Annotated in this window: 17 protein-coding genes, 1 tRNA gene and 1 pseudogene; 10 read left to right on the top strand and 9 right to left on the bottom strand. The window is 55.7% G+C overall.

Annotated features, from left to right (window positions below; all coding sequences use genetic code 11):
• Positions 1–6 precede the first annotated feature (6 nt).
• The 3 genes from CA54_RS22055 to CA54_RS22045 all read right to left on the bottom strand — a co-directional run bounded on the left by CA54_RS22055 (position 7) and on the right by CA54_RS22045 (position 3,360).
• A complete protein-coding gene (locus tag CA54_RS22055; RefSeq protein WP_146373122.1) occupies positions 7–1,221 on the bottom strand; it encodes an aminotransferase class V-fold PLP-dependent enzyme in 1,215 nt (404 codons plus the stop codon).
• A 74-nt stretch (positions 1,222–1,295) separates the two neighbouring features.
• Positions 1,296–2,279 carry a 3'-5' exoribonuclease YhaM family protein gene (locus CA54_RS22050; protein ID WP_146373121.1) on the bottom strand — a complete coding sequence of 328 codons (984 nt, stop codon included), beginning with the start codon at positions 2,277–2,279 and terminating at the stop codon, positions 1,296–1,298.
• A gap of 457 nt (positions 2,280–2,736) precedes the next feature.
• Positions 2,737–3,360, bottom strand: coding sequence for a GNAT family N-acetyltransferase (locus CA54_RS22045; protein ID WP_146373120.1), 624 nt, complete (start codon positions 3,358–3,360; stop codon positions 2,737–2,739).
• A gap of 348 nt (positions 3,361–3,708) precedes the next feature.
• Here CA54_RS22045 and CA54_RS22040 point away from each other — a divergent pair, with 348 nt between their 5' ends.
• From CA54_RS22040 to CA54_RS22030, 3 genes and pseudogenes are all read left to right on the top strand, one after another.
• Positions 3,709–4,677, top strand: coding sequence for a hypothetical protein (locus tag CA54_RS22040; protein WP_146373119.1), 969 nt, complete (start codon positions 3,709–3,711; stop codon positions 4,675–4,677).
• Positions 4,678–4,867: 190 nt separating this feature from the next.
• Positions 4,868–5,290 (top strand): annotated as a pseudogene (locus CA54_RS22035) (arylsulfatase); the annotation flags it as partial.
• Between the two features lie 21 nt (positions 5,291–5,311).
• Complete coding sequence (locus tag CA54_RS22030) at positions 5,312–5,707, top strand: DUF4345 domain-containing protein (protein ID WP_146373117.1); 396 nt, start codon at positions 5,312–5,314, stop codon at positions 5,705–5,707.
• 494 nt (positions 5,708–6,201) lie between these two features.
• Here the strand turns inward: CA54_RS22030 and CA54_RS22025 are convergent.
• From CA54_RS22025 to CA54_RS22010, 4 genes are all read right to left on the bottom strand, one after another.
• Positions 6,202–6,275: transfer RNA gene (locus tag CA54_RS22025), tRNA-Cys, on the bottom strand.
• A gap of 469 nt (positions 6,276–6,744) precedes the next feature.
• A complete protein-coding gene (locus tag CA54_RS22020) occupies positions 6,745–7,176 on the bottom strand; it encodes a hypothetical protein (protein WP_146373116.1) in 432 nt (143 codons plus the stop codon).
• A gap of 98 nt (positions 7,177–7,274) precedes the next feature.
• Positions 7,275–8,627, bottom strand: coding sequence for a mandelate racemase/muconate lactonizing enzyme family protein (locus CA54_RS22015; protein ID WP_146373115.1), 1,353 nt, complete (start codon positions 8,625–8,627; stop codon positions 7,275–7,277).
• A 100-nt stretch (positions 8,628–8,727) separates the two neighbouring features.
• Entirely contained in the window at positions 8,728–9,936 is a 1,209-nt protein-coding gene (locus tag CA54_RS22010) for an ATP-grasp domain-containing protein (protein ID WP_146373114.1), read from the bottom strand.
• A 276-nt stretch (positions 9,937–10,212) separates the two neighbouring features.
• Between CA54_RS22010 and fae the strand changes: the two genes are divergently transcribed.
• The 4 genes from fae (at position 10,213) to CA54_RS21990 (ending at position 14,272) form a co-directional block, all read left to right on the top strand.
• Positions 10,213–10,710 carry a formaldehyde-activating enzyme gene (fae, locus tag CA54_RS22005; RefSeq protein WP_146373113.1) on the top strand — a complete coding sequence of 166 codons (498 nt, stop codon included), beginning with the start codon at positions 10,213–10,215 and terminating at the stop codon, positions 10,708–10,710.
• A gap of 210 nt (positions 10,711–10,920) precedes the next feature.
• On the top strand, positions 10,921–11,784 hold the full coding sequence (locus CA54_RS22000; protein ID WP_146373112.1) for an NADP-dependent methylenetetrahydromethanopterin/methylenetetrahydrofolate dehydrogenase: 864 nt from the start codon (positions 10,921–10,923) through the stop codon (positions 11,782–11,784).
• Positions 11,785–11,838: 54 nt separating this feature from the next.
• Positions 11,839–13,731 carry an alpha/beta hydrolase family protein gene (locus CA54_RS21995; protein WP_146373111.1) on the top strand — a complete coding sequence of 631 codons (1,893 nt, stop codon included), beginning with the start codon at positions 11,839–11,841 and terminating at the stop codon, positions 13,729–13,731.
• Between the two features lie 115 nt (positions 13,732–13,846).
• Complete coding sequence (locus CA54_RS21990; RefSeq protein WP_146373110.1) at positions 13,847–14,272, top strand: hypothetical protein; 426 nt, start codon at positions 13,847–13,849, stop codon at positions 14,270–14,272.
• Positions 14,273–14,393: 121 nt separating this feature from the next.
• Here CA54_RS21990 and CA54_RS21985 read toward each other — a convergent pair whose 3' ends face one another.
• On the bottom strand, positions 14,394–14,969 hold the full coding sequence (locus CA54_RS21985; protein ID WP_146373109.1) for a DUF447 domain-containing protein: 576 nt from the start codon (positions 14,967–14,969) through the stop codon (positions 14,394–14,396).
• Between the two features lie 434 nt (positions 14,970–15,403).
• Between CA54_RS21985 and CA54_RS21980 the strand changes: the two genes are divergently transcribed.
• The 3 genes from CA54_RS21980 to CA54_RS21970 all read left to right on the top strand — a co-directional run bounded on the left by CA54_RS21980 (position 15,404) and on the right by CA54_RS21970 (position 19,789).
• Complete coding sequence (locus CA54_RS21980) at positions 15,404–16,072, top strand: RNA polymerase sigma factor (RefSeq protein ID WP_146373108.1); 669 nt, start codon at positions 15,404–15,406, stop codon at positions 16,070–16,072.
• A gap of 63 nt (positions 16,073–16,135) precedes the next feature.
• A complete protein-coding gene (locus tag CA54_RS21975) occupies positions 16,136–16,840 on the top strand; it encodes a hypothetical protein (RefSeq protein ID WP_146373107.1) in 705 nt (234 codons plus the stop codon).
• A gap of 450 nt (positions 16,841–17,290) precedes the next feature.
• Complete coding sequence (locus CA54_RS21970) at positions 17,291–19,789, top strand: BamA/OMP85 family outer membrane protein (RefSeq protein ID WP_197532708.1); 2,499 nt, start codon at positions 17,291–17,293, stop codon at positions 19,787–19,789.
• A gap of 161 nt (positions 19,790–19,950) precedes the next feature.
• Here the strand turns inward: CA54_RS21970 and CA54_RS21965 are convergent, their stop codons facing one another.
• A complete protein-coding gene (locus tag CA54_RS21965) occupies positions 19,951–20,748 on the bottom strand; it encodes a glycosyltransferase family 2 protein (RefSeq protein ID WP_231963160.1) in 798 nt (265 codons plus the stop codon).
• Positions 20,749–21,104 lie beyond the last annotated feature (356 nt).

Raw genomic sequence — 21,104 nt, 5'->3', positions numbered from 1 at the left:
TGGCCATCAGCCGCCTGTGCGGTGATATAACGAGTCCCGCAGTGCGTTGGCTAAGGTGTCGATGTCGCGGGCGGTGGTGTAGAGGTGGCAAGAGACGCGCAACATCCGTCGCCCGTGCCAATGGATCACCGGGACTTCGATGCGGTGTTTCTTCCAGAGCAATCCTTGCAGTGGATCGCGGACCCCTTTTTTCAGTGGGGGTTCATCGCCTGCGGGGAGGGGGAGGGCGATCATCGATCCGTACCACGCTGGGCTGTCGGGTAGGTCGCAGGACAATCCTGTCACTTCAGCGATGCGAAAACGCGCGTATTGCGCTAAGTCATGCGAACGTCGGCGGAAATTACAGACACCTGCTCGACACAGAAAATCGATGGCTGTGGGGATCGTTAATTGGGCTGCTGCATCGCGGGTGCCCGGCCAGTGGAATTCGTCCTGCCATCGCGCCTCGGCCCCGGCCAGACTGCCCCCCCAACTGATGACCAACGGCTCGAGCTGTTTTTGAACCCGCGGATGGGCATACAGAAAGCCGGAGCCAAACGGTGCTGCCAACCATTTGTGCCCGCTGGCGACGTAATAGTCGCAGCCCAAAGTATCGAGGTCCAGCGGCAACATGGCCAACGCATGCGGCCCGTCGATACAAACTGGCACGCCCCGTTTCTGCGCGCGGTTGCAAATCTCTGCGACGGGAAAAATCACCGCTGTCGGCGAGGCGATGTGATCCACGACTAACAACCGCGTCTTCTCCGTGACGGCCGTAAACAGCGAGTCGACCAGTTCGGTGGTGTCGGTCAGGGGATCGGGCAAGGTGTGGACGATGAGCTTCGCGCCGGCTTGTTTGCAGATCGTCCGCCAGATTCTGAGCACCGCGCCGTAGGCGTGATTCGTGGTGAGGACTTCGTCGCCCGGTTTTAAGTCCAACGACTTCGCCACGATGTTCATACCGGTGGTGGCATTGTCGACGAACGCCAAATTGTCGGCCGATGTCCCCACGAATTCGCCCAGGTACTCCGCCGCATGCATCAGTTCCGATTCCATCTGCCGCACAAAGAAGTCGAACGGCTGGGATTCCAACTGGTCGGTCCAACTGTGCCGCACGTTTTGAACTTCGCGGGCAGCGGGACCAAAGGAGCCGTGATTCAAATAGATCACGTCGGGCGGCAACGACCATTCCCGCCGCCAATGCCGCCAAGCAATATCGTTCTCAGCTGAGGTGTAGCTCATGAAGGTTTTCGAAAAAATCAAGGGGTGTAGGAGTCGTTTGTAGCTTGCTCAGGAGGAAACAACGAGACCGGGAATTATTCGTTCGCCTCGCCGTTGTTGGACCCCTTAAACAACTTGCGGCCCAGTCGTTGATTGTACGCTGTCCAACGGGATTTGACGTTGGGGTCGTCGTCGATATCGCGGAGAAATTCGTTCACCTTGGCATCGAGGTTGTCGATGTGATGCAGCACAACCGCTTCGGGCGTCATCGGCACCTTGGGGCTGCCGAAATCGTGTGTGCCATGATGGCTGAGAATCAGGTGTTTGATCCGCAGGGCGGTTTCTTCAGGGAAGGGCGTTTCGTTTTCGGCGTTCCAGTCGTTCAGTTTTTCATTCAGCATCTCAACGCCAATGACTAGGTGGCCCAGCAGTTGTCCGGCGTCGGTGTAGAGAAAACTGTCCTCGTAACCCAGCTCGCGGATTTTTCCCGAATCGTGCAACAGGACACCCGCTTTGACCAGATTGAAGTCGACATCGGGGTACAGCGGCGCGATCCGGTCGGCAACCTCCATCATGTTGACCGCATGTTCCAACAATCCCCCCAGGTACGCATGATGCGCTTTGGTGCCGGCGGGGGCTTGCGTGAAGCCTTGCATAAACGTTTCGTCGGCCAGAAAACGTTGGAGCAGCAACCGCACGTTCTCGTCGTCCAAGTCGGCGACCAGTTCCGTGAGCCGTACGGTCAGCCGCTGGACGTCGCAGGCCGCTTGCGGGGCGAATTCTTCGGGGTCGAGTCCGTCGGCTGGGACGCCTTCGATCTTGGTGAGGATCATTTGCAGCGTCCCTTGGAACATCTGCACTTTGGCCTGCACCTTGACGAAGTCACCGGAATCAATGTGAGCCATCGCCGGTTCGTTGACGTTCCACATCAAGCCGCTGATCGCGCCGGTTTTGTCGCGGAGATTGGCCAATAGATAGGTATTGCCGTTGCGGTTGGCCCGCAGTTGTTTGTCGGCGATGACATAGATTTCTTCGACGGACTCTCCGTCAACTAATTCACGAACGGTACGGCGTGACATACGGGGGACTTTCTTGCGGCGATGATCCGCCTGGGATAAGAGAATGCTGATATCGACGAATCGACGGCGGCGATTCTAATGCCTTGCCCAATCCCCCAACAAGGCAACAGCAACATTGGTGTGCCAATGGTCTCGCCCAGCCCGTAGGATGCGTCGCGCCGCACCTGTCTCACGTAGGACGATTGATCATCCCCCTGACCAATCCGCCGCACCCGCATGAACGAAAGGGATTAGCCACAGAGGTCACAGAGTGCACCGAGGAAAGAAATGGATGCTCTGCTCGGGTGCCAATGGCTCGGCCAGTGCGGTTTGCGACGATGGTCGGAGGAGGGATCTAAGTCGTGGGGCACAGTTGTTTGATCTCATACCATAAAGCGGGCGTGCCGATGTACTTACCCCAGGCTGACGATGCAACAACACTGGCAAAGCAGTGGAACCCCTTTTTTCAACAGCTCTGCTAGCGCGGTTTGCGCCACATCAGCCACAGCGGCGGGCCGCCGTTGGGGAATTGAATCTGCTGCGTGACCTCGAAGCCGTGCCGTTCGTAAAACGGTAGGTTCTGTTCTTTGCTGTTTTCTAAATAGGCGGGCATTCCTTCGCGGTCCATGCGCTCGAGCATTGGTTGCATCAGTTTGGAACCGATTCCTTGGCCGCGCAGTTCTGGGAGTGTGCCGATGGCGAAGAGGTAATAGTGCGGCTCGTGCGGATGGTTTCCGTCGACGACCGCTTGCACCTGCAACAGCCGCCGCAAGCCCTGCCAACGGACGGTGCGCAACACAGCGGGGAGTTGTTGGAGCGTTTCCAGCAAGCCGACTTGCGTGCTGATCCCCGGCGGCAACCACATCGTCGCCCCGGTGCCGTCGCTCATGAGGTAGTTTTCGTCGTGCCGTAGATAGAGCGTCTCGGCCATCATCTGAAAAAACTGACGAACCGCCGCCGAACGCCGGTGATCCTGCCGCACAAACCAATTCACAGCCGGATCATCATCAAAGGCACGGGCAATGATATCGATCACGGTCGAAGTCTGAGCAGCAGTCGCTTTGACCACCGCATCGCCAGTTTGAGAATCAGCTATGGTCATGGGGGCTTGCAAGTTTGACGCGGATGGTTTTAGGGCATCCACAATTTAGAAGATTGCCCGCTGGCACACCAGGAAGCTGGGCGCATTTCTCGTGTATAAGGGTGGTCAGCACTTGGCGAAATTGGTTGACGGGAATTCATGCGATTGGGGTAAATGAACATTTGACGGAACGCCGTGCTTTTAGTGGTCGGTTATACTGGGGCAAGTTAGAATTGACTGAACCGTCTCGTCTCGATGTTAACGCAGGACCAGACGATAGGCTGAATCATTTCAGGTTAGTTGTTTTTTTGTTTCGTCGACGTATTTCCCCAGCAAGCTGCTACCCCATATTGAACTGAGATTGATTGGATGACAGACGCGCACATCTTGCTCGAACACGTGTCGATGGTTCGACGGCTGCTTGTGACGAGCAATGATTCGGAGGTTGTCCGTGTCGGCAAACTCGGCGAGATCACCTATCTGGTTGAAGAACACATCACGCAAGACACACTGGAAGTTATCGATGTTTTTTTGACATCGGGAAAGCTGCCAGACGTCGCAAGGCAATGGTGGCAGTCGAAGCGTGACGCTTTTGAACCCTATGTGGGAAAGCGGCTGTTGAAGATCGGCATGGCTTGTGGCTCGCATCACCATCACCGTGAAGTGTATATCGATTCAAAGGCCGAAAGCATCGTGTTTTTGGTGGGCTTTGATCGTCCTGAAATGCTGCCGGAAGCACTTGAGGATGCAACACCAGCGGACCGCGCACGCTGGATATTCGATCATTCGTCCAGTGACACAAGGGCAGAAGGGCAACGGGTCGTGGAAGTCCTGTTGGCCGGTCGTGCTGCCTCGGAACTATCATCCGAGGAGTTGCTCCTGCTTGCCAAGGGCTACAACTGGTGGGGGCAGAACGAAAAGGCATTGGAGACGGCAAAACTTGGACTCATCCGTACACCGCACAGTAGCGAGTGGCTCTCCGATGCACGCACATACATCCATAACGCGTACCTTGAAGACCTTCCAGGGTTCCTCAGTTCGTGTGACGCGTACATTGCCGAAGAAATCGGTCCGGCGGCCTTTTGGCATCTCCTGAAAGCGGGTGCATTCATTGAGATCGCAACGGGAGAGCGGGAAACAGAAGAATACGAGTGGATTCCAGGTGATCCAATCAAGCATCCGGAATTACTGCGACCAGCAGCGGACGCAGTTCAGGCAGCCCTTGCCTGCGATCCAGGATTACGAGACCAAGCACAGGCACCAGATTGGGTTGGTGACTGGAACTTGAGATTTGCGGCATTGTTGCAAGAGCCAGCGTTTAGCCATTTGAAGCAATAGTGAATTAGGTGCAGAGGCCACATCGGTCGAGGGTACCGCTGAATTTCGCGATTGGACAGAGACAGGCATTCTGGTACGCTTAACCAGAAACAGCCATCAAAAAAAAACAAACCCCCGCTGCAAGACGATTTGCAGCAGGGGTTTAAGTAGAGGCGCCGGTCGGATTTGAACCGACGAATGGCGGATTTGCAATCAACTCGATCACTTAGTCGGGAAGGGGCCATCACAACGCAAGGAGATCATCTATTACGAAGGAGCAACGGTGCAGGCTGTTCGATATACCGACTGGAAGGCCCACTTCATTGTCCAGAATGAAGGATGGTTTGGACCGAAGCTAAAGCTCGGCGCTCCGCTGCTGTTTAATTTGCGTCGAGACCCGTACGAGAAAGCTGCAGATGAGTCCGGCAACTACGTGAAATTTCTAGGCAAGAAAATGTGGGCATTTGGGCCGGCCAAGCGAATCGTCCAACAGCATCTGGCTACGTTTGAAGCGTTCCCGTCACGTAAGGAGTCTTCCAACTCAAACGCTGACGAAATCAAAGAACAGATTCAAGAGGACAACGTCGGTCAGTGGGCATGCTTCCGAGGTTATCTGCCAAGAAAACATCCTTAGCGATTGAAAGGGGCTGCATCCTTGAATTCAAGTCAAATATTTTTGGTGGTGGCGGCAGTGGGGTTGACGCCAATAGCGATTTCTTATGGCGCGATGCCGCAAACCAGCCTTGAGTATTTATTAGATCTTTCTGTGGAGAGCACGAATGAGAAGCACATATTCCGCGCCATCATGGGGCTCTATCTAGCACTGGCTGTTTTTTGGCTCTTTGGCGCATTTAATGGGAAATTACGGCAAGCTGCCCTATGGAGTCTTGTCGTATTCATGTTGGGGTTGGCCGCTGGCAGAACATTGAGCTTAATAATGGACGGAATACCTCACATCCTACTTCTCGTATATTTGATGATGGAACTCGGATTCGGCGTTTTGGGCCTCCTGCTACTATCGCGGTCCGGTGCGTCGGTACCCGACAGTTGAACCTGCTTGAAGCACGCAGCGTAAGGTGTGGCGGTCACAGAACCCGCCTGCAAGTCGTAGAGCGACGAACGCGCCGAGGTTGGACAAACTTCAGCAGCGAATCACAGGCTTCAACTCGCACTGGTGTTCAAGACTTCTTGCCCCAGTGCCAATTCGCCAATAGAACCGGGTTCGTGTAGTCCCCAAGGCTGAGGAGTCCAGATCTGTCGAAGATTGGAGGATGCTCTACAGCCCACCGTGGAAAATTGTCTACGGCACCGGCAAGGCTTCAAACAACAAAGCAAGAAACCATGGCATAGTGAAATTTGGCAGTGTGCAAAACCTGAGGCGATCCTTTGGCGACCGTTGGAGGACCAAAGTCATGTCGCAAGTACTGGAAGAGTTGATGCTGCACAAGTCGATCGAGACAACCACCCTGGTACTTTGGCCAGAGTGAGCATCCACAAAAAAACAAACCCCCGCCGCAAAGTCATTTGCAGCAGGGGTTTGAGTAGAGGCGCCGGTCGGATTTGAACCGACGAATGGCGGATTTGCAATCCGCTGCCTTGGACCACTTGGCTACGGCGCCTTGTTGAATCGTTCTGTGTCGTCTTCTCTTCAGGTCGATCTGCCGAGCAGGATAGGAGCTGTCCCCGTTTTGGGTCAAGCCTGTTGCAGGCAAAATTTTCTGAAAACGTCAGCTGCGAAATCTGGGTAATCTAGAGGGCTGTTTCTGCCCCGTTCTTCACCACAAAATCCGCGGCCGGCATCAGCTGTCTCCCTCAACACGGTAAGGACCTGAGGAACACGGTTTCGGTTCGACCCGTGTCGAAGTCACCGTTGCTGACAGGAACATACTTCGTCATTCTCGCGAGGGGACTTTAGGGATTGCGACACGTTCAGGGGTGGAACTCGTTGAAACGAATGCGCTTATTGCGGCGCGGATTCGTGGCGAAATCAGATAGGGAGGCAGCTGTTAGCGTGAATCAGCGGTGCCGTAAGCCATCTCAAATTGAAATCACCTACAGCAGAATTGGCTGATAAACGTGAGGATGGAATCACGAAGGCCTGATGTATACCAATCCAGCTTCATCGACCGCTTGCTGCACCGCACGTTGGGCGGCCTCGATGAAATGCTGCGGTAAGGTATCAACTAGTTGCACAGCGATGTCCATCACGGTGATTTTCAACGCTTGAATTGGCTCACTATCAGGTGATGCTTCGCTCAGGCCCACTAACACGCCTTGGGAAATGGCATCGACGATCTCATCTAACTCAAAATCGTCATGCGGGAAATCTTCCTCGACAACTTCATTTGCCAGAACAACACCTGGTCCATCAAAATCGGTTTGGAAGCGAAGGCGTACGACTGCGAATTTCCCGGGTCCACCAGTTTGGTGCACGTAGCGACCGGTTTGCACCGTATCTTGATCCAGTGCCCAAAAGAAACGCTCTCGTGTGGGAGTGAGAACCTTGATGGACTCGACCATAAAAGGGCGATTTCCTTCAAACTGGCATCAGTGCCAAAAGGCAGCGTGCGGAGGACACCACTACGGGGTGTTCGACTTGAGGTTGAACGACCGCAGCCTCAAAACCCCAGTCCCAGGCCGTCCAGCTCGGATGTGGCTACTGTGCCGTCGGTGATTTTGAACATGGCGGGGAAGAGTTTTGCCCAGCGTTTGTTGCCGGCGGGGCAGTATTGGCGTCCGTTGCCTTCGATGGCGGCGACACCGGGGATGCGGGCGGCTAGGCTGGCGGAGTGCAGGAAGGAGAAACCTGGGCAGGTGAGATCCTGCACACAGAGGAACATCTCCATTTTCTGTGCCGCTGCGGCCATCAACAGGGCTTCGGTGTGCCCTTTACAGGCTTTGAGTGCGACGCCGGAGTAGCCTTGTTCGCGGCTGAGCAGCAGGGCGTCGTAGTCGATCAGCGATTCGTCGATGACGACCGGTTTGAGTTTGGCTGCTTCGTGCATCCGGTTTTCGGGATTGGCTTTGAGATCACGGTGCGTCGGTTGCTCGATGTATTGCACGCGGTCCCACGCTTCGCCCCGTTGGTCACGGATACGGGCCAGGAAATCGAGCACGTATTGCACGTCGGCGCATTTCTCGTTGAAATCGAGCGAGTAAAACCATTCGCTGCAACCCCGTGCTGCTTGCGCCTGCGCCGCCACTTGATCGATGGCCGCCACGCGAGCGACGTCCCAGTCGAGATCGTCGCCGTTGAGCTTAATTTTCAGATGCGTCAATCCGTCGGCGGCAATCCATTCCTCGAGCGTTTCCGGCAGATCATCGCCGATTGGTTCTTGGACGTCGGCCGTGGTTAGCGGATCGAGAGCGCCGACGAGATGATACAGCGGCATCTTGGGTTTGGGTGTGCGGAGCGTGTATTGATCCAAATACTCCCCTGCGAACTGCTCGTCGAGATATTCGGCGAGGTCGTAGTTCATGAACTCTTCGGAAAGCATGTCGTAGCTATTCATGTCCGCCGCGCGGCCGTAGGCATCATGCAAGGCGGCATCGAGCGGACTGGCGGCGACCATTTGCGCTAGCTCGGGGAATTCGCCGGCGATTTCCATTTTCTGCACGATCTTGCCAGCCATGTGCGAGTATTCGCCGGAGAGACGGTAGATCGTGTCGAGCGGATGATCGAACTCGGGATAGGCTTCGGCCAGTTCGACGGTTTGTTGGGCCATTTTTTTAATGGCCGCCGCCGATTGATCCGGCGTGACCTCAGCGGAAGGCCAGGCCCAGATATTGCCCAACGGCATGCTGCCGAACCCGGTGGCCACCCGGCCGTCCCGGCTTTCCACGTCGACCTCGACATTGATCAACTCAGTCGATTCCACGACGCGCCCGCCGAATTTGAGCGGCGTGCGGAAGTCCAATGATTCGAATGTACAACGGGCTTCAAGAATCCTGACGTCGGTGGACTTTGACATGGTTCCTATGCGGGTGAAATCAAACTCTGCGAAAATTGGGGAAATCGGACTGACTGATCTTAACCGCGGGCGCGCGGATGATCAAGAAATGTTAACAGAATCAGCTATTTCCGCCTGACTTGGGTGCATTGATCGTTCGCGAGAGGTTCACAAGTTGCGCGAAACCGTCGTCCTCACTTGCCCCGTCGGCGAAGACGGTACAAATGGGATGCCCCGCTTCAATCGTGCTGCCCGGCGGTGGGATGTCGGCGATTTGGGGTGACCAGGGCAGTGGCGGAGCGGCAAAACGGCTTTCCAAGTCGGGGACCGAGTAGGCCTCCGGGGCGAAAACAATCGCCTTGGCGCTGACGCCCGTTTGTTGAACGCGGGATAGGGCAACCTGCCGGCGAAAATCATCGTGGGACGAATGCTGCTCTTCAGTCGGACGCGCGTCCGCTCGGCAGGCCCGGCAATGCCAATCCAGCAGGGGGAGGTCCCAACACCGTTCGAAGACCTCGACCGATGCGGTGTAACGGGGATTCACTTCCGTTAGCCAGGCTGTGTCTCCATCGTATAAAAAATCGCAGCCAAACAAGCCTCGCATTTCTCCAAACCGCGCAATCGTTTGTCCCATCTCTTGGATTTGACGTTCCACGGCGTACGGCAGCGTGGTGGGGCCGATCGAGCCGCAATAGGCGAAGGGAGCGGCATGAAACTCCGTCACGCCGACCAATTGCCGCGTGACACCAATCAGTTCCGCTCCGCTGGGAAACGCCATAAACAGTGCGGAATAGGCCTCTCCGTCGGCCCGGCGTTGAAAATAGACCGGGGGGTGTCGTGATAATGAAACTGCGGCGGCGATGTTCCAATGGCTGATCCGAGCGCCGCCGGCGCTGTGGAGCGGTTTGCAGACCCATGTTCCATCCGGCTCCGGTTGATCTTGTTGATCGCGGACCTGAAGCACCGGGAAATCCTGTTCCTGCAGGTGGTGTGACAAGGCGAACGGATCGCGCACTCGAGCCAATGTGGCGGGGCTGTTGCCGAGCAGCGTCCGTTGTTTGGCGATGTCAGCGATGGTTTGGGGAAAGTTTTCCAATGCTCCGGTGTAGATCCAGTCTGCCGGCGGCAATTGGGCGACCGTGGCGGCGATATCGTTGGGGTAATGAGGAATGCGCACCACCGTGGCGGCGCGGGCCAGATCGGTGTCGGCAAACAGGTCCGCACAGACCGGCCCGATGCCCGCGCGGAGAGCCGAGAAAGCCGCTGCACGGGCACTGGCGCCGCAAATCAGCAGCGGCTGTGGATTGGTTGGGGGGCGTTCTTTGGGCATCGGTGTGGTTTGGCGGTCTGCGATACTGGAATTCCGGGGTCTGAATTGGTATAGATGCCGGAGTAACACTGCTTTTTTTGTGATTCATGTCAGGTCGTTACTGCGTGAGCAGAAGATTTTGCTTTCTTTCGAAAGCCCGGTCTCGCCGGATTGTGGTTGTTACCACAGGTGTTTTCGTTTGTCGAACGCAAGATTGGCGCGCCACGCTAGGATTCTTGTTTCTAGTTGTACGAAACTGATGATACGACGCCTCAGTCAAACTTAGGAGAGAAGCTTATGTCGATGTACGTTGGAGAATCGCTGGTCGGCGAAGGGAATGAAGTGGCCCATATCGATCTGTTGATCGGCGACAAAACCGGTCCGGTCGGTGCGGCATTTGCCAGTGCATTGGCTGATCAGTCGATGGGACACAGCAACTTGCTGGCCGTGCTCGAACCGAACTTGGCCGTCAAACCTTCGACCGTAATGATCACCAAGGTCACGATCAAGGGTGCCAAGCAAGCCGTGCAAATGTTCGGCCCCGCCCAATTTGCCGTCGCCAAAGCCGTGGCTGACAGCGTCGAAGAAGGTGTGATCCCCAAAGATCAATGCGAAGATTTGGTGATTGTCTGCGGCGTCTTCATTCACTGGGAAGCCGAAGACGACAAGAAGATCTTCGAATACAACTACGCCGCCACCAAGGAATCGATCGCCCGCGCCATGAAAAATGAGCCGAGCGCCGACGAAATGGTCGCCAAAAAAAGCGCCGCCAGCCACCCGTTCTCAGGTGTGTAACGCGGTCCCGGCGTAAACAGCAAAACTCTGCGAAGCGGGGTATCGCCTTGGCGCGGTGCTCCGCTTCTTAATTGCGCGGTCCTTTTAAATTATGCCGGGGGCCACTGCTGGCTTGTTCAGCCGTGTTTCGATCGGCCGCGCGTATGGCACTGGCGGACAAGCCGCCAGTGGCACCTTATTTTCGACTCGCCTACTCATGTGAAATTCACCATGAAACGCATTCTGATCCAACTCGACACGGACCCGCAGCCGAGTACCTTCGATCGCGTGGTTGCGGTAGATTCCGATGTCGACGAGCTGTTTAGCTATGGTGGCATCACCATCGAAAATGCCGAACCACTCGTGCATGGAGCGATGTTTACACGCGGTCCGAAGGACCTCAAAAGCACGGCGATATTTGTGGGTGGCAGTGACGTGTCCGCTGGCGAATCTGTGTTGGCCCAGGTGCAAAAAACGTTTTTCGGTCCGGTACGGGTCTCGGTGATGATGGACTCCAACGGCTCCAACACAACCGCCGCAGCGGCTGTGCTGTGTGCTCAACGGCACCTGGACCCCGCAGGCTGTGAGGCGATGGTCTTGGGCGGAACCGGTCCGGTGGGATTGCGGGCAGCGCAGATTCTGGCCGGCTTGGGGGCAAATGTTCGTTTAGCCTCGCGCTCGGTCGAACGGGCTGAACAAGCGTGTGCCACGATTCGCGCGCAGGTTGAAGATGCACAACTCAAGCCGGTCGCTACTGGGAACGATGCGGAAATCATGGCGGCCTGCAGTGGGGCCGGGTTGATCATTGCCGCTGGGGCAGCGGGCGTGCAATTCCTTTCTGCCGAACAACGCAGTTCACTCGAAGCTCTGAAAGTCGCCATCGACCTCAACGCCGTACCGCCAGTCGGATTGGAGGGTGTCGACATGATGGATACGGGGAAGGAAGTCGACGGCGTGATCTGCTACGGCGCAATCGGCGTGGGCGGCCTCAAAATGAGAATCCACAAAGCCGCTGTGCGACGGTTGTTTGAATCCAACGCGCAGGTGTTGGATACGGCGGCGATTTATGAGATTGGGCGAGAGATCGGGCAATAGGTGGTTTCGGGACGGCGCGGTTTGTGGTGCACCCTACGACAAGGAGACGTAGCTATGCGTTTGACTTTGTTGCCGCTGCTTGCTGTGGCTTTGCACTCCGTTCCGGTTTGCGCGGCGGATGATCTGGCGACGGCGCTCAAGCAGCCGATTCTTACGTTGGAACAATCGGCCAAGCAGGCGGCGGAATTCGTTGTGAAACGTATTCCCAAGTTGGAGCAAGCGGATTCCGCTGAAGCTTGGCAACGCGATGCTGAGGCCTTGCGGCAAAAGGTGCTGGAGGAGGTTGTGTTCAAAGGGGTACCCGCCAAGTGGCGCGGGGGACAGCCGCGGGTGGAGTGGCTGGATGTGATCGAAACGGAACGCGGTTACAAAATCAAGAAGTTGCGCTACGAAGCATTACCGGGGCTGTGGATTCCGGCGTTGTTGTATGAACCGGATCAGTTGCATGGAAAAATGCCGGCGGTGCTCAACGTCAATGGGCACGACAGCAACGGCAAGTCGGCCGACTACAAACAACTCCGCTGCATCAATCTGGCCAAACGGGGCATACTGGCGCTGAACACCGAATGGTTGCGGATGGGAGAGCTACAAGGTTCGGCCTATTCGCACGATGATTTGGCGACCCTTGATCTGTGCGGTGTGAGTGGGCTGAGCGTGTTCTATTTGGCCATGTCGCGGGGTCTGGATGTACTGACGACTCATCCCCACACTGATCTCGACCGCGTTGCTATGACGGGTCTATCAGGGGGCGGTTGGCAAACGATCATCCTCAGTTCACTCGATAAGCGGATCAAGGTTTCAATCCCGGTCGCCGGTTACAGTTCATTGACGCAACGGGTCCTTCACCACGACAGCATTGGTGATCTGGAACAAAACCCGACCGATCTGGTCCAGTCTGCCGACTACGTGCACCTGACCGCCTTGCTCACGCCGCGGCCGGCGCTGCTGATTTATAATCGCACCGACAACTGCTGTTTCAAATCGCCCACGGTCCGCCCGAATACCTATGAACCGGTTGTCCCGTTTTATCAGCAGGCGGGGGCTGCAGAGGCGTTTGAATATTATGAAAACACCGACCCCGGTACGCACAATTATGAACTCGACAACCGACAGCAGTTGTACCGGTTTTTGACCAAACATTGGTCGCTGGAGAACAGCGACGCGGCGGAGATTCCTTCGAACGATGAAATTATGGCCGCCGAGGAACTGACCGTCGGTGTGCCGGCGAACAACACCAACTTTCGCATCTTGGCCGAAGAGGTCGCGCAGCGACTACCGCGCGAATTGCCCGGCACGGCGAATGAGCGACGGCAACTGCTCAAACAAATTCTCCGCTGGGACGATCGAACAATTGCGGGTGAGCCCCAGGGGGAACCGACAACCGTGGGCGATCTGACGGTCAGCCGCGTTTTAATCCGCGACGAAGACTGGAGTCTGCCCGCTGTCATGGTTGCTCCGGAAAACTTCACCGCGTCCGTGATGTTCATCGCCGACAGCGGGTTTGCCAACCATGCTGACGAGATCGCAAAATTGGCCGGCGAGGGCAAACGTGTTGTCAGTTTCGATCCGGTGTTGATGGGTGCAGCGCAGCCACCGGGTTCGCTTTATCAACATGCTCAGTTGATAGCCACGGTCGGCGCGCGGCCGTTGGGTATCCAAGCGAGTCAGATTCTGGCTGCCGTCCGTTTAGCGAATCAGCATTTCGAAACCCAAGGTTTAAACGTGCTGGCGCGTGGCCCACGTAGCAGTCTTGCCGCACTCTGCGCCGATGCGTTGGATACAGACAACCAGATTGCCGCCGTGGAGACCGCTGAGTTGCCGGAAACGCTCAAAGCCTATCTCCGCGAAGGCCGCAAATACAATCGCACGCCGGAGACGTATTGTTTCGGATTGCTGGAGTACTTTGATCTGCCGCAGTTGCGGGCGATGGGGCAGGCGGAGAAATAATTGGTGCTGCTCGGATTTTTTAATTTGCGTTCGGGAGGCGGATCTTGAAGAATACGGTCATCGCCGTATGCACCGATGCTGGCGGTCGAATTTCAATTCCCGCGGAGGTCTCTTGATGACGGACATACGGTTAGCGATCGGCTTGGTCGCGTTGATGAGTGGGCTGATGGTCATGTCCAACATCTTGGCGATCGTCTTCGGCCTCCGACTCAAGCGATTGTTGCGTGACGTGCCTTGTATCGAGTCCTACGACGATTTGTATGATCTCAAGGCTGAAGTGCGCGTGCAGATGCATGGGGCCTTGTTGGGGATCGCGTTGATCTGTCTGACGCTGTTGGTGACGATTACCGGCACCATTCTCTATGGGCGGATGTTTTTCTTCGTGGCGATGCTCATGTTCTCATTATACGTCATTACCGCGTTTTGGCTGTCGTCGCTCGAAACAAAAGTGCGCGCGATTCCTGTGTCTAACGAAGAGTTTCAAAAGGAACGCGACCATATCACGCATGTGTGGGTCAAGAAGGCGTTCCCCGATTGGTAAGCTTGTGTGATGTCTCCGCAGTCATCGTAGGTCATGCTGTGCATGACGAATCGCGAAAGAGTGACGTTTCTCCAAGCAGCGTCATGCACAGCATGACCTACGGCTTTTTACGCGCCGCCGATCAACTATCCTCTGAAACTTCCGCCCCTTCGATGTAATCTCGCAGCAGCGTAAAGGCCGTTCGCTCCCGGTCGCCGCCGGTCTTTTCGACGAGGATGGCTAATGCGTCCATCTGTGTGGCGATTTCCGCAGCGGGCAACAGATGCACCCGCGTTGCCAAAATTGCAGCTTCTAAGACCGCATGTTTGGCGCGGTTGAAGCCGAAGAAATCGCGGAGGCGGCCTGTGTGTACGACTCGTGCTTGGAGAGTGGTCCGTTCTTGGGAATCATCGAAGTCGTCGATTTCGAATTCATACCAGCGGCAGGCATCTTCCAAGATCGTGCCCTCGATCACCTCGGCCGGCCGTGTGACGAGCGGAGCGGTGGGGAGTCCGATGGCGGCCTCGGCCAGCAACAACACATCGTCGACTACGTGGAAGACACCTTGTGGGCGTTGGCGGAGGTTTTGATAGGTCTGCGACGTCTTGAAAGGCCGGAGAATGAGTGAGGCCATCGCCTCATCCACAATCGGTCCCATCGGAGCCACATTCAGCCGCCCCGTGGTATCCAGCGTTGTAACAATACCTTCCAAAATCATCCGCGTTCCACCGGTCCGGTCTGTGATTCATTTGTCGAAGAGGAGGGTAATCATCGCAGAACCTCTGTCGCTGCGGAAGTCTGTCGTTCGTCGGGGGGGGTTCTTAGCCACAGATTGAACACAGATGAAACACAGATTCCGAGGCAGGGGGGATCTCTCCTAAATGAGTGGCTTCGCTTGTTCTCTTTGCTGCGTTTTCATCTGTCGGTGTCCTTTCATTGCAAAGTTTTGTTTCTTGCGCAAATTCTAATTTTCGAACCGGATTTCATCGTCGTGCGACTATTGGCGTGGATTGCCTTGTGTGACAGTTAACTGTCGGTTTGGGGGTTTCGATTCCGACGTTGTTGGATCTGTGTTTGATCTGTGTTCAATCTGTGGCTAATTTCCGAGCAACCACCACTACAGCGGCTTCGGCTGGCGAGGGGGTGGGGGGGATGTTAGACTGGATGTGTTGTGGAATTGATCAATGTCCAAGCGGTACAGGTGTGGCTGTGCGACTTGATGATGCGGAAATCATGCAGCGGGTGAAAACGGGTGATGTCGCCTTGTTTGACGAACTCGTGCGCCGTTATCGCGAGCCGCTGTTGCATGTTGCTTGGAGTAAATTGGGACATCGCGAGTGGGCTGAGGATGTGGTGCAGGAGGCCTTTTTGGCCGCTTATGCCGCGCGAGAGACCTACAACCCCGACTTTTCGTTTCGCACCTGGTTGTGGACGATTCTGCTGAATCTTTGCCGCCGGCAATGGAAACGCCGCGCTGTGAAGGGGCAGGAACTGACACAAGCGTTTCAGTCCGAACGCGGGCCAAGCGAACCAGGGCAGGCTGGGTTTCAAGAACCGATTTGCCACGACTGCGGATTGGCGCAGATGTTGGAGACGGAGCAACGTCAAAATGTGCTGCGGATGATTGCCCAACTTCCCGAACCGCAAGGGGACGCGATCCGTTTGCGGTTTTTTGCCGGTTTGAAATTCGACGAGATCGCCGCTGCCATGGAAAGTGCGGTCAGCACAGCCAAGGTTCGTGTCCGCAACGGCCTGCGGGAATTGACGCAGCAATTGCAAAACGACGACGAAGGTCCGCCGGGGCGCGGGCCTTGGGGTTGAATAGGAATACATCTCGAAACGGATAGTGCTTCCCAACCGAAATCATTGAGCGGTGTAAGAGCGATGAATTGTGACCAAGCCTTTGAATGTCTGACCGATCCTGAAACCGGCGACGATTCCGCATTGCAGGATCATCTCGATCACTGTCCGCGTTGTCGTGACATGGCGGAGATTCTCGAACCGGCGTTGCGATTTGTCACGGGCGATGCTGCGCAAGATTGGTCGACGTCGGCGTGGGAGCTCTCTGCAAACGTCGCGGACCCGGAGACACGGTCACAGCCGTTTTTGACCGAACAGGCGGTGCGTGTGGCGGAAGAGGCAGCGAGCGGTTTATCGGCGCGCAACGACCGGCAGCAGCGGACGCGCCGCAATCGCTGGTTGGCGGTCGCCTTATTGGCACCGATGTTCGCCCTGGCCATGTTCCTGGCCGAACAAGAAGACGCATCGAATGCACAACCGCCGCGACAATACCGTGCCAGCGGCCCGGCGCTGGGGACCTGTACACGGACCAGCGTGGCCATGCTCTCAAAACAAGATGAGACCGACCGCGAGTTCAACGCTTATGAAGTGGTCCTATCTTGCAATGTCTGCCATCTGTTGGATCGTCCGGTCCGTCGCGGCGCGCAAGATCCTCTCAAATTGCAACCGAACAAACCGGTCGAAGCAGGAAGCCATTGGGAGACGACGCCGGGGGCTGCGCATGTTTCGACCGGCATCTCATTTCGCTGGCAAATGGCGGCCCGCGCCTCTCAGAATCGCGCGTGCTGAGTTCGCACAAATCGATTTGCCCATCTCAGTGAGCAATCTCGATTTGAGACGTAAAAATTGGCACGGCTAGCGCTGATTTCGGCTTGCCGGTATCGTCCGATTCGGCTATTTACCTTCCACTCTCCGCGGTTTGATGCGCGAGACCAGTGTGTAATTTGCCGTGGCGGCTCGGTCCGCATGGTGGAATGGACGTGACGGTCTCGCATTTTTCAAATTTCGCGACAGTCAGATTCTCTCAACACTTCTGCGATTACACATCGAGTTCACATCTTCGACAAGCATCAGCGACAACATCGGGGCTAGGTTCTAGCTGCGGTGCGGTTTCTGCTCGTTTGGTTGGCGGCTAGTCCGCCCTGTGGGAATATATAGCAAATGAACGGTGTCCACATTGACACCCACGGCAGGCGAACTTTAGGGCGCCGACGGTGCGCTTGGTTATGCGCTCTGGCTGTGCTGGTGTTTGTTACGGCGGGTTCGGTCTCGCCGGAATTGGGATTGCGCGTCGCCGCCGCACAGGAGTTTGAAACCACATCCGTGCGCGAGCAGGGTCTGCTCAAGATTCGTCGCGTGGAAGTGGAAGGCAACCGCACCATTCCCGTCGATGCGATCGCCCGCAAAATTATGATCCGCCCGGACCAAGAGGTCACCTCACAACAAATCCGCGCCGAAGTTCAATCGTTACACAAGACACGCTGGTTCTTCGATGTGAAGCCGAATCTCCGCGAGGCGGACGATGGCGATGGGTACGTATTGGTGTTCAAAGTTCGCGAACGACCGATCTTGCAGGACGTGGTCTACAAAGGTAACGAGGAAATCAAAACCAAGCAGCTTGCGGCGATTACGAATCTGCGCAAAGGAAGTGCGTTCGACGTCAGCTTGAACCGTGATTCGGTGCGGGCGATTGAATCGTACTACCAAGAAAAAGGATTCATTCACTGTAAAGTGACGTTGGAGAAGGGGGACCACGAGGATGACCGTGAAGTGGTCTTTGTGATCGATGAAGGTCCCAAGGTTGTCGTCACCAAAATCAAATTCGAAGGAAACGATTTCTTTTCCGGACCGTTGTTGAGAACTAAAGTCGTTACCAAAACACGTAAGTTGGGATTCTTCGGCGGGAAATTCGACCCGGCCAGCATTCCCGACGATATCGTGGCCCTGAAGGAATACTATTTTAGTCTGGGATTCTTTGACGTCAAAATTGAAAACGACGTCAAGCAGTCCAAGGACGGCTCGAAGGTGCAGCTCACCTATACGATCGACGAAGGAATTCGTTATAAGGTCGGCGAAATTCGCTTTAACGGCCCTCGCGTGATTGCCGAGGAGACGTTTCGCGAACAACTCAAACTGCGCGAAGGGGATGAGTTCGACGAACGAAAACTGAACACCGACATCGCCATGATCAAAGCGGCCTACGGCAAATTGGGCCGGATTTTTGCGGTCGTGAATACCGGGTCGAAGTATTACGACGAACCGGGCAAGATGGATTTGGTGTTTGACGTCAACGAAGATCAGCCATATCGCATCAATAAAATTATTGTCAAATTCAAAGGCGAGTATCCGACGACTAAAGAGTCGACGGTCTTAGATCGCATTCCGATCAAACCGGGCGACTTGGCCGATCCGGCCGTGTTGAAGTTGGCAAAAAGTCGATTGGAAGGCTCGCAGTTGTTTGCCGGCCGAGGCCAACCGGGGGCGCCTCCCTCGTTGGAAGTCAAACAAATCGACAATGAACAAGTTGAAAATGCCGCGCGGGAGGTGGTTCGCGCCCAATACACCGATGCACCCGCACAGAATCCGATCGTGAGTAACAGCCCGCAAGGGGATCCCTTTGGCGACTCCTTGGGACTTCCGCAGGCTGACTGGGTCGATTCTCGGATGTTGGACTTGGAAGTGGGAGTCGAAGAAGCACAGACCGGACGGTTGATGATCGGTGCTGGTGTGAACAGTGATAGCGGATTGGTTGGATCGGTGGTGTTGGATGAACGCAACTTTGACATTTTTCGTCCCCCGACCAGTTGGGATGACATCTGGTCCGGACGGGCCTGGCGAGGAGCGGGTCAGCAATTCCGTTTGGAAGCCGTGCCCGGTACGGTCGTGAATCGGTATTTGGCCAACTGGCGCGATCCCTATGCGTTTACATTGTTTGACCGTGACGTGAGTTTTGGAGTCAGCGGATTCTTCTTCAATCGGATTTATAACGACTGGGATGAACAACGTTTAGGGGGCCGCGTCACCCTGGGGATGCAACTCGATCGCGAATGGTCCATTGGAACGGCGTTCCGTTTGGAAGATGTCGAAATCTCGAATCCCGACGTTCCGACACCCCCTTCGTTGGCAGAAGCAGTGGGCAACAATTTTCTGTCGACCGTACGCACCAGCGTTTCTCACGACACGCGTGATGCGGCGTTCTTGCCGAGCGAAGGACACTTCGTCGAAGCCGCCTATGAGCAGGCGTTTGGCGATTACAGTTACCCGAAATTTGAACTCGAAGGCAGCCAGTATTTTCAAGTGGGCTCGCGTGCCGATGGCAGTGGTCGCCAAATCGTGACTCTGCGGGGCCAATTTGGATACACCGGCGAAGATACGCCGATCTTCGAGAAGTTCTATGCTGGGGGTTACCAAAGCTTTCGTGGTTTCCGTTTTCGCGGCGTTTCACCGCGGGAGTTCGACGTAACGGTCGGTGGGGAATTCCTGACATTGGGAACGGTGGAATACATGGTGCCGTTGATGGCCAACGACAGTGTGCAGGCGGTTGTCTTCTCCGACTTTGGTACGGTTGAGGAAAACGTCACCTTCCGCCACTTCCGAGCCTCGGTGGGTGCCGGTCTGCGAATCACAGTTCCCGCCTTGGGACCCGTGCCGTTGGCCCTCGACTGGGCTGTGCCTGTGGCCGACCAACCGTACGACGACCGGCAGTTGTTCGCGTTCTACTTTGGTGTGTTTAACTAATCGGATACGGGCGAGTGCCAGTGCAAAACCCAACCTCTTAGCGAATTGCAAAACACTGGCAGAGCCAGTGGCACACTCGGTCTTTGGTGTGATCAAGGACTTATCGCGACTCAAAGGTATTCGCCGCATTGGAATTGCCGAATTCGCAGGCTGCGGGCGGTCTAGGCGGGATCGGTTGGTTGAAACAGCGGGTTGCGGGTGAGTCGTAGTTTGTGTGCCCAATACTGCGTTAAGACACCCAACGTGGTGATGCCGTATTTGAGACTTCGCTGAAAGTTGATGCTTGAGGCTTCGGCAAAGTAGCGGACGGGAACCGGGATGTCTCCCAGTTTGAATCCGAAACGGACAGCCTGTGCGAGAAATTGGCTGTCGAAGACAAAGTCATCCGAGTTGCGCTCAAACGGGATGGTTTCTATGACTTCGCGGCGGTAAGCGCGAAAGCCGCTGTGGAAGTCGCCCAGATTCTGCCCCAGTGCGATATTCTCCACGATCGTCAGCATCCGATTGGCGAAATACTTGTACGGCGGCATGCCCCCATCCAGGGCTTCTTTTCGCGTGCGAATCCGCGAACCGAGTACGCAATCGCAGATTCCCAACCGCAGGATTTCAACGGCCAACGGGATCACGCGACTGTCGTATTGATAGTCGGGATGGATCATCACGATAAACTCAGCTTGATGTTCCAGAGCGTAGCGGTAACAGGTCTTTTGGTTGCCTCCGTAGCCCAGGTTGTGCTCGTGCTCAATCACCGTCAGTCCCAATTCGCGGGCGAGTTCGACCGTGTTGTCGCTGCTACAGTCGTCGACCAGCACGATCTCGTCGACGGTCCCAGCGGGAATATCGGCCAAGGTTTTACGGAGTGTCGTAGCGGCATTGTAGGCCGGCATCACGGCGACAACGCGGCCTGTTTTTTCGTCAGACGCAGTCTCGGAATTACTCATGGAAGTCTGTGTGGGCATGGGGGAGTTTTTTTTGGGCAAATAGAATTGAACGGACCCGCGAACAAGATGTGCGGAAACGAGAAATCAGACATTTCGATCTGTATCCTATAGTCACCGTGCTCGAAAGGCTACCGCTGCAACAACCTGAGCGTGGCAGACCTCCAACCAAGCGTGGCCGTTTTTTCTCTAGCCACAGATTGAACACAGATTAAACACAGATTTTTTCGGGGTGAGATCAAAAATCCCAAACCGACCGCTTGCGGTCGCATTGTGCGATCTCGACCGGACAACGCGCCCGCTTAATTTGTGATACGAAACAATATGGTTTTTTGTGGGAGGGCGATTTGCCTGGGTGGACGTATTTGGGTCGATCA

This window comes from Symmachiella macrocystis (assembly GCF_007860075.1).
Lineage (GTDB): Bacteria > Planctomycetota > Planctomycetia > Planctomycetales > Planctomycetaceae > Symmachiella > Symmachiella macrocystis.
The sequence above is the reverse complement of the archived record's forward strand: the minus strand, read 5'-3'. Positions and strand labels throughout refer to the sequence as shown.

What these genes read in the sequence shown, in the direction of transcription:
- CA54_RS21995 (WP_146373111.1), top strand. Translation starts at nt 11,839, where the DNA reads ATGCGTTTGACTTTGTTGCCGCTGCTTGCTGTGGCTTTGCACTCCGTT.
- CA54_RS22010 (WP_146373114.1), bottom strand. Translation starts at nt 9,936, where the DNA reads ATGCCCAAAGAACGCCCCCCAACCAATCCACAGCCGCTGCTGATTTGC.
- CA54_RS21980 (WP_146373108.1), top strand. Translation starts at nt 15,404, where the DNA reads ATGTTAGACTGGATGTGTTGTGGAATTGATCAATGTCCAAGCGGTACA.
- CA54_RS22050 (WP_146373121.1), bottom strand. Translation starts at nt 2,279, where the DNA reads ATGTCACGCCGTACCGTTCGTGAATTAGTTGACGGAGAGTCCGTCGAA.
- CA54_RS21975 (WP_146373107.1), top strand. Translation starts at nt 16,136, where the DNA reads ATGAATTGTGACCAAGCCTTTGAATGTCTGACCGATCCTGAAACCGGC.
- CA54_RS22045 (WP_146373120.1), bottom strand. Translation starts at nt 3,360, where the DNA reads ATGACCATAGCTGATTCTCAAACTGGCGATGCGGTGGTCAAAGCGACT.
- CA54_RS21965 (WP_231963160.1), bottom strand. Translation starts at nt 20,748, where the DNA reads ATGCCCACACAGACTTCCATGAGTAATTCCGAGACTGCGTCTGACGAA.
- CA54_RS22015 (WP_146373115.1), bottom strand. Translation starts at nt 8,627, where the DNA reads ATGTCAAAGTCCACCGACGTCAGGATTCTTGAAGCCCGTTGTACATTC.
- fae (WP_146373113.1), top strand. Translation starts at nt 10,213, where the DNA reads ATGTCGATGTACGTTGGAGAATCGCTGGTCGGCGAAGGGAATGAAGTG.
- CA54_RS22055 (WP_146373122.1), bottom strand. Translation starts at nt 1,221, where the DNA reads ATGAGCTACACCTCAGCTGAGAACGATATTGCTTGGCGGCATTGGCGG.
- CA54_RS21990 (WP_146373110.1), top strand. Translation starts at nt 13,847, where the DNA reads ATGACGGACATACGGTTAGCGATCGGCTTGGTCGCGTTGATGAGTGGG.
- CA54_RS22020 (WP_146373116.1), bottom strand. Translation starts at nt 7,176, where the DNA reads ATGGTCGAGTCCATCAAGGTTCTCACTCCCACACGAGAGCGTTTCTTT.
- CA54_RS22040 (WP_146373119.1), top strand. Translation starts at nt 3,709, where the DNA reads ATGACAGACGCGCACATCTTGCTCGAACACGTGTCGATGGTTCGACGG.
- CA54_RS22000 (WP_146373112.1), top strand. Translation starts at nt 10,921, where the DNA reads ATGAAACGCATTCTGATCCAACTCGACACGGACCCGCAGCCGAGTACC.
- CA54_RS21985 (WP_146373109.1), bottom strand. Translation starts at nt 14,969, where the DNA reads ATGATTTTGGAAGGTATTGTTACAACGCTGGATACCACGGGGCGGCTG.